We start from the raw sequence: 10,881 nt of genomic DNA, 5'->3' as shown, positions 1-10,881 counted from the left end.
GCAATGGTGCCCCAGGAGATTTCTAGATTTCGTCTTCGTAATCGTTCTCAGCTCGAACCGTCTGATCGGGTTGCACGGTGTACCAATCGTTGAGAACACCTTTAAGTCCAGGGTTATTCAGAACCCAGTTTTCGATCCGGGTCTGGGTCGTGCGCTCTTCAGCGGTCGGCTTGCGGGTCACCATCAGCACCCAATGCTCACTGAAATCGATATCAGCATCGAAAGGGCCGCAATCCTTTACCTGAATACATGCCAAGGTGTAGGGAGGGCAGAGAGGATCTTCAGTGTGTTCGTTGATGAAGGCTATCCCATCAGCTTCAGTCTGAGCCATCCACATATCAGACTGGGTTTGTTGCTCAGCACGTAAGCGAAGAATTGGTGTTTCGAGTAGAGTAGGCATAGTTAATTTCCTTTACGGGTTTTTAACTAGGGCATCGCTTTAACTTTCGACGGTGGGCGGTGCCTTTGCTATGTCTATATATTAGCTTAATAGGCTAACAAATACAACCATTAGGCTAATAATATTTTCTTATAGGTTTACAAATAAGCCCACTAAGCTAATATGTTGTTTAAGACCAAAATATAAGCCTGTTAGACTAATGGAGAGCTTATGACAACAGACACAATGACTATCAAATGGCGACTAGCCTCAGTTATGGCTGATCGCGAAATTAAATATAAAGAGCTTGCAGACAAACTAGGTATGCATCCTGTAACCGTGAACAAGATGAAAAATACCTTTGTGCTTAATTTCAGATTGACCCCAGAAACACTAAACAAGCTCTGTCTTGTTCTGAACTGTCAGCCAGGTGACTTACTGAAACACGAAGAAGACAGTGCAGATATTACTTCCTAATTTTTTCTAGCCCATTATCTTTGTCTTGTGATTGGTAGCCCGAGGATATTCAGATGACCAGCAGCAACCTCGAACGATGGACTGATGATCGGCTAGATGCCCTTACAGCTTCTACTCAGAGCTTGCTTGCTGCAACCCAGGCAAATACTAAGGCTATTAAGCGATTAATCAACAATCAATTGTCTATGCAAACACTGCACGGTCAGGTTGCAGAGCAATCTTTGCAGCTCAAGAGAACTGTTGACTATTTGTTGAGCAAAGATGGAGGGCAATCATGACCACCAATATACGCACCCTATATAACCGTGATGTCGTGGAGTGGGCTGATAGACAGGCTCAACTGTTACGTGATCGCCAGTTTGACTTACTCGATATGGAAAACTTGATTGAGGAAATTGAGGATTTGGGCAACCGCCATCGGGATAAAGTAAAAAGCCAGCTCAAGCGGATGCTTTGGCATTTACTAAAAATGAAATATCAGCCATCTAAGCACACCGATAGCTGGGATTTCACCATAGTTGATGCTGCGAACCAGATTAAAGATGAGTTTGAAGATCGCCCCTCCCTGCGTCGTCACCTAGAGGAGTCCTTTGATCTCTGCTATAAACGGGCGCGACGAGATGCAGCAAATGAAACGAGGCTTGATATTTCCTCTTTCCCTGTGCAATGCCCTGAGAACATAAGGTCTAAAGCATGGGATCTGATTAATAGTGATGACTAGATTTTGTGGATGGCTTAGAGTCATTTCTTCAGTGAAACTCGAATCAATACCCTAAGACTGGTCGATGTAGATCCGCTATGACTCACATTCCATCCCTGACTCATCAACAGTTAGAACTTCTAAGAATAGCTAAAAAGCATTCTGTGGAGGAATTGCAGCTTTCCTATGAGTTTCCAGTTGTCGGCAGAAGTGAGCCTCCGATTGATCATCCTCCCTTTATCCAAGAGCTGATTGATCTCCATTTAATCCAGGCAAGAGAGATAGAAACTTCTATGCTTGCTTCAGAGTTTCAGCAATCGAGCTGGACGGAATTCTGTGAGGATTTGGATTATCCCACCCAAGCCGATTGGGACCGATGGAGACGGGGATTCATCACTCAACTAGGTGAGGGATTTGAACAGCTTATGATTCCGGGGAGAGAATTCGGACAATTTACTAAAGTTTGGATCCGCGAGATTCGCCTGCAAGCAACTCAGCCGAGCAGCCTATGAGTGGGACTTAATCCAATTAAAAGATGGTTATGAGATCGTATCCCTAAAAAATCCTCTGAATTTCCTTGATATTGGTCTTCAAAGACTTTATCGTGATGGCAGCCCTGATTATGTCAACGCGTGGTTTCAAAGCTCACAGCTACAGAAACATCCCAAGGAATAGTTCTCCGAATTTACGGGAATGGAGGTGCTTATGTAGGTGATGTTTCTAGCTTTTTGCAAAATCTTGAATACGCCTATAACAGTGCTTATGTCTTTGACAGCATCGTCGAAGAAGCCGAAGAACTCTCTCGCACTGGCAATAGTCTGAGTCTTCCAATCAGCAGATAGATCAGAAAATGGTGTCTGCTAGAAAGTAGGCGCAAGCATGGCATCCAGACTTCCCACGGTGCATAGGTTAAGAGCCTCCATCCAAGGCATACCTTTGAGCTGAACTCCGAAATGTTCCGCTAAAGATTGCCCCGCCTTTTTCGCATCAGGGAGAAACTGTCGTAGATTATTCACAATCGCCCAGGCATTCACCATGGGATTAATGGCATCCTCTGCTCGATATTGCCCAAATTTTATGAGCTTCTTGTCCAAGAATCGCATGGAGCGATCTAAAGGTGCAGAATAGGCGGAAGCGTCTTTATGTTTCAGGTGATTCGTAAACAGAAAGCGTTTGTGCTTGAGAATATCTAATCGTTTGAGCAACATTGGCTCATCGGCATAGCGTTCACGATTGCGCCGTACCCTTTGTGAATAAGACGCTAGTGAAGAAGCATTTAGAACTGAATCGAAATCATCTTTGAGTTGTTGGAGTTGGTCAGGTAGCCAATCAGGGTGGGTCTTTGAGAAATCATCAAACGTGGCACTCACCCGTTTTTGGCCATGGAGTTTGCACTCTATCAAGTCGAGGCCAACCTCAGATATCCAAGCATTTTGAGAAGCGACCCAGCCGTCGGTGGTCACCGATGCGGGGACATACAGTTGTGCTTGATCCAAGTGGCCTGTGGCTTGTGCGGCGGCGTCCATTTCCGTCAGAAACCGATGGATGGTGACTTGAAAAGCATCCTCATCCGTGGACTTCATCAATTCGGTATACCAAATCAATTCAGCTTGAGCCACCAAAAACAAGTAGATTTGCTCCCCCCTCTAAACTGGCAAACTTCTCGTCACTGAGTAAATGGGCGGGGGGGGGGTGAGTCCCAGACGCAGTAAAAGTAAATACACAGGCATCAAGTTCCCCAACCACTGCACCAGACTCCAAACCCAACCGGGTTGCCAACCTCGCTCTGCTCCCTGCCAGCTATAAATCGTAGCCGTCTCTCTGTTGCTCAGTCCCATGCCTAAATTCAACTCCAGCAGTTTCCCCAAGCAGTCGGCATCTTGACGACGATAGCGCAGGATAAAGCTGGGCAAAACCGTGAAAACGGCTCGACAGCTTTGGCAGCGCACTCGACAGATAGGGATTGTCTCGACTGGTCCTAACCACCCTTGAACTTGGCGCTCTCGTAGAGCATGGAGCGTATAACGACTGGTATCACGGCAGCAGGGCTTATGACGTTCTGGAGAGAGTTGGGCTGTCAGGGGCGCTTGCAGATACTCGATTAAGGGGCGGCGATTGTCTGCTTGCACCAGGTCTAAATAGTCTTGTTTGGTTGCACCAAAATGAACAATTGCCGTACGATTTTGATGGGCTTGTTTTTCAGTCATGACTAATTCGCTACGCTCAGAGTCACTGAAGTATAAGCTTTTCAGACCTTTGCTGTCTCAGACACCATTTTCTGATCTATCTGCAATCAGAAACTTATTGTGGATGACTTGGTGGCCGCCCACCTCTAAGAAAGTTGCGGCGATGGTTCCTGAAGCAGATCGATTAAAGCTGATTGGGATTGAGCTTCATTCCCCTGGTTTTTGGGATTTTCTGGGAAAGCTCAGTCCCCTTGAGGTCCTACGGCAATATCTGAATGATCGTCACGAACGTCAGAAAGACCATGAGTTTCGCTCTCCAGCTGAAACAAGAAAATTAGATTTAGAAAATCAAAGTCTTGAGTTGGATATCATTGAGCGCAAGATTGGCATCCTCGAACATCTTGGAGCCAAAGATAGAGATCTTGCTCTACTCAAAGAATATCTACTGGCTAAGTCACTTCGACAACTCGATCCATATCAGGATCAGGGATTAATATTTGAGAGCGAGATTGTCGATCCAAACATCGAAAAAAAAAAGATCGCTTAATCCCAGTCGCTTTCAGTCAAGACAAAATAGATGAAGTTGCCAATATTGATGAGACTGGGCAGATTATCTCATCAGTTCCCCTATACATTACCCCGATCATTGAGCGGATTGGTGATAAGCCCCTCATTCACATGATCGAGATACCGGGAGGAGAATTTCTGATGGGAGCACCAGAACATGAGGAAGGCAGCTGTTTTTCTGAACGACCCCAACACCGAGTGATGATCTCCAGATTTTTTATGAGCCCGTCCTTGGTTACCCAACAACAGTGGCAAATAATAGCTTCTCTCCCTCCAGTAAAGAAACAGATAGATAGCGACCCATCATATTTCAAAGGACCAAATTTACCTGTTGAGAATGTCAGTTGGGAAGATGCTGCTGCATAATCATGACTTCTCCGGTTGAGTGGCACTAACTTCTCCACCCCCCAACCAAAAAAATATTGGCCAACCATTTTCGACAGGTAGATATGGAATTAAGGGTTGCAATTCATAGGCAAAAATTCAGATCTAAATCCATACATATCACGAATGGAAGATCGTGATCTCATCCGGTCTATTCCTCCATCTGTCCCTCCTTTTTTTCATTCCTCTTCTCCTTTTGTGTTTTAAGGGTTGTCTCTCTCGTTGTATTCTCCTCATCTGAACGGTTAATACTCATTTCTCCTTCTGGCTTCTGGGTCAGCTTGCTGGTCAATTTCCTCATGGATTCTCCTCGAAGCAAGACCTTCATCGCATCATGGATAATCCGGTCGAGGATGGCATCGGCCAGAGTGGGATCTTGAATTTGTGAGTGCCATTGCTCCAGGGGCATTTGCGTGGCAAATAAGCAGGAGGCTTTGCGAAACCGCTCGTCTAAGATATCGAGCACTTCTCTAGCCTCAAAGACAGATAGAGGATCTCTAAGCCATTCATCCAGCACCAGTAGATCGTAGGCCGCTAATTGTTTTCGGAGTTTTGGATAAGACCCATCTCCTTTGGCCAGCTTCAACTCCAGAACGAGATCAGCAGTTTTGATATAGCGGACGCTATGGCCTTGCTTACACAAATGATGGGACAATACGGCCGCCAAGAAAGACTTCCCAACGCCCGTCGGTCCCAGGATGATCAATGACAGATTTTCCTGGAGCCAATGACCTTGAGCAAATTCAAGGAACTGGATTTTACGAAGTCCTCTGGGCACATCGAAATCTACTGCATCTAAGGTGGCGTGCACCGGCAGTCGAGCTTGCCTCAGTCGGCGTTGCATCCGTTGATTCTGACGCCGGATGTATTCGCGCTCTACCATCAAGGCCAGTCGTTCATCGAAAGACAGATCATGATAGGTGGGCATCGCCTGCTGTTCTCGCCAAGCTTCGAGTATGCCGGTGAGTTTCATTTGTTGTAGCTGTTCAATCATTGCTTGCATCGCTGTCTTCCCCTACGTCGCTTGATAATATTCGGACCCTCGGACATTGGCATGGTGAATAGGAATCACCTTATGGGTTTCATCCGGTAAGGGGTCTGATTCAAGTTTGTTTTGGAGCATAGATTTGAGATAGCGTTGGCCCACCATCCCCATAGCATTAGCCCGATTACAGGCGGCTTCCAACCTTTCAGCACCATGGGTTGTTCTTAGATGTTGCACCCCTTTCAAAGCACGAAACGCCTGTTCATCATGGGCTTTCTTCTCAAAGATATCTATCACTTGCTGCTTCGTCGCTGGTCCAACATTCTGGGCCCAAGCCAGGAAGGTCTCTCTCGATTGGGTTTTGTAAGCCAAATGCGCTGGTGGCATATGCCCCTCTTCAGTGGAATGCTGAAACGGCAAGCTAGAACGTTCATGTATCGCAATGCGCTGATGGTCATGAAAAATCTGCACCAAAGATTCCGTAATCTTGACGGATACTGATTTCCCCACATATTCATAAGGGACACTGTAATAGTGGCGGTTCACCTCAATGTGGTAATCAAAACTCACTTTCGCGGTTTTAAATTCGCCAAACTCAAACGCATGGCTGGGCAAGGGTCTGAGTTCTGGTTGGTCCACTTGCTCAAATAATTCTCGACGGGATAGACCATAGGATTTCATGGTCCGATGGTTGAGTTTCTCCAACCCTGCTGCAATCGCTTCATTCAGTTGCTTGAAACTGGTAAAGGTCTGGTCTCTCAAGGGTGCGAGAATATGACGTTCCACTTGCTGCACCGCATTCTCCACTTTGGGTTTATCCCGAGGGCATTTGGGGGCGAGCGGGCAAGATGATCACGTTGTAGTGTTCCGCAAAGTCTTGATAACTCCGATTGATACCGGGCTCATAACGGCACGGATCTGTGACTCCTGACTTGAGGTTGTCTGGAACGATAGCGACCGGCACTCCACCAAAGAAGGCCAATGACCGTTGATGAGATCCGAGCCAGTTCTTGATGGTTTGGCTTTCGGTCGCCTCTGCATAGGTGTAGTTACTCGCTCCACAGCAGGCCACAAACACTTGAGCTTGAGTGACCTCACCGGTTTTGGGATGGACCACCGGCACGGTCATACCACAGTAGTCTACAAAGATTTTTTCCGCTCCCTTGTGGGTCTGGCGCATGGATAGCGAGTGCTGTTTTTTCCACTTGCGGTATCGACGGCAAAAGCCACTATAGCTACAGTTCCAATCCCCTCTCTCTTTACCTTCCATCCACAGTAGGCCGAGGGTGACCCCTTTACGTTGCATCTCTCGATGCACATACTCGAAGTCAATCGCAGGCTTCTTACGGGAGGACTGACGTTGACCTTTTCCCAGCAGATGCTGGATATCACTATCACTTAGTCGGCTTAACTGGTCATAACTGAGGGATTGACCCTGAGCACGATGCAGATAGTCTCGGACAGCGGTACGGGAGATGAAGCAGCTACGGGCGATCTCCGATTTATTGTGGCCGAGTTCATGTAAGCGAATAATTTCTCTAAATTTACTCATCGACAGGGTTGCTCCTTGACGTTTATAGGCCATTGCCATCTCCATTCCTCTGGCTAATGCACAGAAGTTTAGAGGATGGCCTGGCTAGGGATAATGACCTGTCGAAATGATGGTTAGGGGGGGTGGAGAAGTTAACTGCCACTTATCCGGTGAAGATAACTTCCACAAGGGTGGAGAAGTTTATTGCCATTTGACTGGCGAAGATAACTTCCACAGGGGTGGAGAAGTTACTGCCATTCGACCGGAGAAGTTACCCTCCCAAGGGGTGGAGAAGTTACTGAGAATATGCAGATGCAACAGAATTTTGCCATCGAATATCTCAAGCTACAAACAAAGCCTATCGACTACCCACTGAGGCAGAATGGGAATATGCTTGTCGTGCTGGAACAACCACGCCTTTTCATTTTGGAGAAACGGCTACTTCTGATTTAGTTAATTGTAATTGCAACTTTACCTATGGCTTAGGATCTAAGGGGATCTATCGTCAACAAACTACTGAAGTAGGCAGTTTTCATCCAAATGCTTTTGGCCTTTATGACATGCATGGCAATGTCTTAGAATGGTGCGAGGATACGTGGAATGAGAATTATGAAGGAGCCCCAACCCACGGATGTGCTTGGTATGGGAGTAACGATGATTATCATATTATTCGCGGTGGGTCTTGGAACTCCCTTTTAAGATACTGTCGTTCTGCTTCAAGAATTCACTTTAATCCCGACTTTACGGTTGCTTCAGTTGGTTTTCGGGTAGTGTGTTCAGCGTTCAAGCCTCTTCAGTAGCCCTTTACTTCTTTTCCTTTTACCCTTTTTCAGTTTCCAGCGAAAATCCAAAACCTAAACCTTATCCAACCCCAGCCCAGCAATAGCCCGCTTTATCCTGTCTTTCCCCGGTGCCCACTTATCCCCCCTCAGTCATCCTCACCACCTCCCCCCCCAAGCCTTAAGCTGATTAGCCCTCGACAGCTTTACTAATGGCCGAGCAGCACTCTCAGACTGAGGAAGCACATCAAAATGCTCCTGCAAGAACAATACGAGTTCAGCCGCTTGAATACAGCGAAAAGCATGGATGTAGGTAACTCCAAGATTTTCTTCCACATAGACCTTGAAACCCTTAGAGTCTGGTAAATACAACTTGTTGTCTTGAATGACTTTCAATGCCAACCCAGAAGACAACAGAGCATTCGTTCCAGTTTCAGTCGGTTCCAAAAATATTTCTTCCAGCTCCGTTAAGCCTTTAGATTTAAATTCCTGCAAGTCCATATCATTCAAGGCTAGAAATCAGAGCCAGGTGAATTATAGCAAGCCCTCCTTTATCTGAAATCATTACTAGGCAATATACAATCCGTACAGAAAGTGAGTTTTTCTCATGCCAAACTTAATCAGCAAATTAGTCTCAGCCAAGACCGCAGACCCAAAAGGCGACTCATCGGCCAAAGCCAAAACGGATGCCCCTCCCCAACTTTCCGTAGAAGATATCTGGGACACCCTAGCAGACCGTGATCTCTATCGCCTCTCCATCGAGATTGATTCAGGGCTGCGCCTCTCCACCCGATTGGATGCCGTAGACCTGGGACTAGATCCCTATGTTGTCGATGAGCTAGCGGGAGGATACCGCAAAGCCTTTTCAGACGCCTTCACAAAAGCTCGAAATCAACTCTCTGGCCTACAAAAGAAGTTCAACAAATAGTTCACTATTTACGTCAAGCCCTTCAGATTTATTGATGGCAGTGTGATCAATGATGCCGTTGACTTTGCCCAACAAATCAAACTAGAGGCTGCATCCTTACGCCAAGGCTTAGTGGATACCTACGCCGATCAGCTTGAAACATTTTTGGTGGAGTTAGACCGGAAGCTCAATGAAACGATTCCAGGGGAAAAGAAGCAGATTGAACAAGCCCTGATCCACTATGCCCAGGAATTCCCCAGCATTGATGATTTCTCTGGTTCTCTCCAGGTGATCATCGATGGCCCAGTCCAGCTCACTTCCTTGAAGAATAAGCTCAAGGCCGATGCTGACTTACAGGCTGAGCTAGCCAAAAAGAAGAGACTGACAGCGAAGCAAAAGCAGGAAGCTCAGGCCATCCAAGAGCGCATTAAAACCAGTCAATTGATGCTCAACGGCATCGCTCAGGCAGTGCAGCAGTCCCGTGTGGCTTGCCTTGATGAAGGCTGGGAACTGATGGCCGATCTGATTGACCGTTTTGGAGCCAGCCCCGATGGGAAGCTCACCAGCAAAGACCAGTCTGCGATCAGCTCAACATTCTCTAGGCTGGAATTGCTAGAGAAGCACAACCCCGAGATATCAAATCACCTCATAGAGGCTAAGAAGCTCCATGAGGTAATGCAGGGCACCCCTACCCCAGAACAAGCCCAAGAAGCCTATGAGAAATTCTCTGAATTCCTAGCCAAGCAATCTCAGTCAGCCAGTGGTGACGGAGCCGAAAAGCTTCAGAAATCTCTTCGTTTCGCCAATGACTATAAAGAGATAGTCGCCAAGCTAGAGAAGTTAATTGAGACACCCGACTCAGACACATTAGCTGAACTGGAAGCAGGGCAACTCGCCAATATTGAAACGACGCTTACCCGCCGAGTTGCCAACCTCAGACGACTCACGAAGCAAGCTCAACAATCAGCACAGTACAACAAGGAAAAAGCAGCAGCCCAAGGTGGCGTTGATCCCGTAGCTGGCTTCTGATCCTAGAAATATTTTCAATAACTGTAGAGAATTTATATTGCCTAGGCTACTTAGATTCTATAGAGAAAACAAAAATTTAAGCTCATGACTGCACTTCAGACCAAGCTTCAAACGCTACGAAAAGAACTTAATGCCGCTCACCTGGAGCGCAAATCAGTAATTGATGGCTTGTTGGCTACATTGCTGGCGAACCAGAACGCTTTGCTGTATGGCCCACCGGGGACTGGGAAAAGTTTGATATTAAGAGAGATCTGCTTTGCGATCTCAGATGCGAATTGGAACTACAGCGTCGAGTTCAGACCAGAGAAAAAAAAAGGCTCTCAGAGAAGCCCAACTGCCAAGCGCAAAAAGTTTTACCAGCTTTGACTTCAGCCACTGCAAACAGCTTAATCCAGCACCATTAATGCAGTTATCTGAAGATACGATGTGGCTAGAGCGGGCAGAGAACCTGCTAATATTTGGGCCGTCAGGCGTTGGGAAGACTCATCTCGGAATTTCTATGGCACGGGCCATGATCACTCTGGGTAAGCGTGTGAAGTTCTTCAGTGCCATTACCTTGGTACAGCAGCTCCAGGCGGCGAAGCAACAGCTTCAGCTCCCTGCAACTTTGGCACAGTTGGACCGCTTTGATTTACTCATCCTTGATGATATCGGGTATGTCAAAAAGACGGATGATGAGACGTCTGTGTTGTTTGAGCTGATTGCTCATCGATATGAGCGCCGTTCGTTGCTGATTACGGCTAATCATCCCTTTTCAAAATGGGACAGTATTTTCAGTGACTCGATGATGACGGTTGCTGCTGTAGATCGTCTTGTTCATCATGCACTCATTATCGAGATCAAGGCCGAGAGTTTTCGTAAGCAAGTCGCAGCAGAGCGTGCTAAAAAGACTTAAGCCTAAACCTGAGACCAATCTGCGATATAGCAATCTGTCCGGATACCTAGAAAGTTTCCATT

The 10,881-nt window shown here is 46.7% G+C and carries 17 protein-coding genes and 2 pseudogenes; 12 read left to right on the top strand and 7 right to left on the bottom strand.

Features of this window, described 5'->3' with window-relative positions:
- Window positions 1–22 precede the first annotated feature (22 nt).
- Window positions 23–400, bottom strand: coding sequence for a hypothetical protein (locus tag HRE53_RS33080; RefSeq protein ID WP_235112777.1), 378 nt, complete (start codon window positions 398–400; stop codon window positions 23–25).
- Window positions 401–610: 210 nt separating this feature from the next.
- Here HRE53_RS33080 and HRE53_RS33075 point away from each other — a divergent pair, with 210 nt between their 5' ends.
- From HRE53_RS33075 to HRE53_RS33055, 5 genes are all read left to right on the top strand, one after another.
- The gene (locus HRE53_RS33075; protein WP_235112775.1) at window positions 611–856 is read left to right on the top strand and encodes a helix-turn-helix transcriptional regulator; all 246 of its coding nucleotides are present in this window, start codon (window positions 611–613) and stop codon (window positions 854–856) included.
- A 53-nt stretch (window positions 857–909) separates the two neighbouring features.
- Entirely contained in the window at window positions 910–1,134 is a 225-nt protein-coding gene (locus HRE53_RS33070) for a hypothetical protein (protein WP_235112773.1), read from the top strand.
- Window positions 1,131–1,577, top strand: a complete 447-nt coding sequence (locus tag HRE53_RS33065; RefSeq protein ID WP_235112772.1) for a DUF29 domain-containing protein — start codon at window positions 1,131–1,133, stop codon at window positions 1,575–1,577. The genes HRE53_RS33070 and HRE53_RS33065 overlap by 4 nt, the downstream gene beginning before the upstream one ends.
- A gap of 77 nt (window positions 1,578–1,654) precedes the next feature.
- Entirely contained in the window at window positions 1,655–2,068 is a 414-nt protein-coding gene (locus HRE53_RS33060) for a hypothetical protein (RefSeq protein WP_235112770.1), read from the top strand.
- A gap of 120 nt (window positions 2,069–2,188) precedes the next feature.
- Window positions 2,189–2,398, top strand: a complete 210-nt coding sequence (locus tag HRE53_RS33055) for a hypothetical protein (protein WP_235112768.1) — start codon at window positions 2,189–2,191, stop codon at window positions 2,396–2,398.
- 18 nt (window positions 2,399–2,416) lie between these two features.
- Here HRE53_RS33055 and HRE53_RS33050 read toward each other — a convergent pair whose 3' ends face one another.
- On the bottom strand, window positions 2,417–3,175 hold the full coding sequence (locus HRE53_RS33050) for a hypothetical protein (RefSeq protein ID WP_235112568.1): 759 nt from the start codon (window positions 3,173–3,175) through the stop codon (window positions 2,417–2,419).
- Between the two features lie 27 nt (window positions 3,176–3,202).
- Complete coding sequence (locus HRE53_RS33045; protein WP_235111681.1) at window positions 3,203–3,763, bottom strand: DUF6431 domain-containing protein; 561 nt, start codon at window positions 3,761–3,763, stop codon at window positions 3,203–3,205.
- 103 nt (window positions 3,764–3,866) lie between these two features.
- On the opposite strand from HRE53_RS33045, the gene HRE53_RS33040 reads away from it, so the two are divergent.
- Window positions 3,867–4,289, top strand: a complete 423-nt coding sequence (locus HRE53_RS33040) for a hypothetical protein (RefSeq protein ID WP_235112766.1) — start codon at window positions 3,867–3,869, stop codon at window positions 4,287–4,289.
- Between the two features lie 131 nt (window positions 4,290–4,420).
- Window positions 4,421–4,675 (top strand): formylglycine-generating enzyme family protein, encoded by a 255-nt coding sequence (locus HRE53_RS35470; RefSeq protein WP_396133528.1) that lies wholly within the window; start codon window positions 4,421–4,423, stop codon window positions 4,673–4,675.
- Between the two features lie 169 nt (window positions 4,676–4,844).
- Here the strand turns inward: HRE53_RS35470 and istB (HRE53_RS33035) are convergent, their stop codons facing one another.
- The 3 genes from istB (HRE53_RS33035) to istA are packed head-to-tail and all read right to left on the bottom strand — an operon-like array spanning window position 4,845 to window position 7,263.
- A complete protein-coding gene (istB, locus tag HRE53_RS33035; protein WP_235109312.1) occupies window positions 4,845–5,696 on the bottom strand; it encodes an IS21-like element helper ATPase IstB in 852 nt (283 codons plus the stop codon).
- A gap of 12 nt (window positions 5,697–5,708) precedes the next feature.
- A complete protein-coding gene (locus HRE53_RS33030; protein ID WP_235111912.1) occupies window positions 5,709–6,473 on the bottom strand; it encodes a Mu transposase domain-containing protein in 765 nt (254 codons plus the stop codon).
- A 19-nt stretch (window positions 6,474–6,492) separates the two neighbouring features.
- Entirely contained in the window at window positions 6,493–7,263 is a 771-nt protein-coding gene (gene istA, locus HRE53_RS33025; RefSeq protein WP_235111910.1) for an IS21 family transposase, read from the bottom strand.
- 263 nt (window positions 7,264–7,526) lie between these two features.
- Between istA and HRE53_RS33020 the strand changes: the two are divergent.
- Window positions 7,527–8,009 (top strand): annotated as a pseudogene (locus HRE53_RS33020) (formylglycine-generating enzyme family protein); the annotation flags it as partial.
- Between the two features lie 138 nt (window positions 8,010–8,147).
- On the opposite strand, the gene HRE53_RS33015 reads toward HRE53_RS33020, so the two are convergent.
- A complete protein-coding gene (locus HRE53_RS33015) occupies window positions 8,148–8,489 on the bottom strand; it encodes a hypothetical protein (protein WP_235112764.1) in 342 nt (113 codons plus the stop codon).
- Window positions 8,490–8,595: 106 nt separating this feature from the next.
- On the opposite strand from HRE53_RS33015, the gene HRE53_RS33010 reads away from it, so the two are divergent.
- The 4 genes and pseudogenes from HRE53_RS33010 to istB (HRE53_RS32995) form a co-directional block, all read left to right on the top strand.
- Window positions 8,596–8,916 carry a hypothetical protein gene (locus tag HRE53_RS33010; RefSeq protein ID WP_235112763.1) on the top strand — a complete coding sequence of 107 codons (321 nt, stop codon included), beginning with the start codon at window positions 8,596–8,598 and terminating at the stop codon, window positions 8,914–8,916.
- Between the two features lie 42 nt (window positions 8,917–8,958).
- A complete protein-coding gene (locus tag HRE53_RS33005) occupies window positions 8,959–9,924 on the top strand; it encodes a hypothetical protein (protein ID WP_235112761.1) in 966 nt (321 codons plus the stop codon).
- 84 nt (window positions 9,925–10,008) lie between these two features.
- A complete protein-coding gene (locus HRE53_RS34810) occupies window positions 10,009–10,290 on the top strand; it encodes an AAA family ATPase (RefSeq protein WP_304518445.1) in 282 nt (93 codons plus the stop codon).
- A pseudogene (gene istB / locus HRE53_RS32995) lies at window positions 10,235–10,819 on the top strand (IS21-like element helper ATPase IstB); the annotation flags it as partial. The gene HRE53_RS34810 and the pseudogene istB (HRE53_RS32995), both read left to right, overlap by 56 nt.
- Window positions 10,820–10,881 lie beyond the last annotated feature (62 nt).

The sequence above is a fragment of the Acaryochloris sp. 'Moss Beach' genome (assembly GCF_021497025.1).
Taxonomy (GTDB): domain Bacteria; phylum Cyanobacteriota; class Cyanobacteriia; order Thermosynechococcales; family Thermosynechococcaceae; genus Acaryochloris; species Acaryochloris marina_A.
The sequence above is the reverse complement of the archived record's forward strand: the minus strand, read 5'-3'. Positions and strand labels throughout refer to the sequence as shown.

Bases quoted from the DNA above. Each gene is read 5' to 3' on its own strand.
- HRE53_RS33080 (WP_235112777.1), bottom strand. From the start codon at position 400: ATGCCTACTCTACTCGAAACACCAATTCTTCGCTTACGTGCTGAGCAA.
- HRE53_RS33075 (WP_235112775.1), top strand. From the start codon at position 611: ATGACAACAGACACAATGACTATCAAATGGCGACTAGCCTCAGTTATG.
- HRE53_RS33070 (WP_235112773.1), top strand. From the start codon at position 910: ATGACCAGCAGCAACCTCGAACGATGGACTGATGATCGGCTAGATGCC.
- HRE53_RS33065 (WP_235112772.1), top strand. From the start codon at position 1,131: ATGACCACCAATATACGCACCCTATATAACCGTGATGTCGTGGAGTGG.
- HRE53_RS33060 (WP_235112770.1), top strand. From the start codon at position 1,655: ATGACTCACATTCCATCCCTGACTCATCAACAGTTAGAACTTCTAAGA.
- HRE53_RS33045 (WP_235111681.1), bottom strand. From the start codon at position 3,763: ATGACTGAAAAACAAGCCCATCAAAATCGTACGGCAATTGTTCATTTT.
- HRE53_RS33040 (WP_235112766.1), top strand. From the start codon at position 3,867: ATGACTTGGTGGCCGCCCACCTCTAAGAAAGTTGCGGCGATGGTTCCT.
- HRE53_RS35470 (WP_396133528.1), top strand. From the start codon at position 4,421: ATGATCGAGATACCGGGAGGAGAATTTCTGATGGGAGCACCAGAACAT.
- istB (WP_235109312.1), bottom strand. From the start codon at position 5,696: ATGCAAGCAATGATTGAACAGCTACAACAAATGAAACTCACCGGCATA.
- istA (WP_235111910.1), bottom strand. From the start codon at position 7,263: ATGGCCTATAAACGTCAAGGAGCAACCCTGTCGATGAGTAAATTTAGA.
- HRE53_RS33015 (WP_235112764.1), bottom strand. From the start codon at position 8,489: ATGGACTTGCAGGAATTTAAATCTAAAGGCTTAACGGAGCTGGAAGAA.
- HRE53_RS33010 (WP_235112763.1), top strand. From the start codon at position 8,596: ATGCCAAACTTAATCAGCAAATTAGTCTCAGCCAAGACCGCAGACCCA.
- HRE53_RS34810 (WP_304518445.1), top strand. From the start codon at position 10,009: ATGACTGCACTTCAGACCAAGCTTCAAACGCTACGAAAAGAACTTAAT.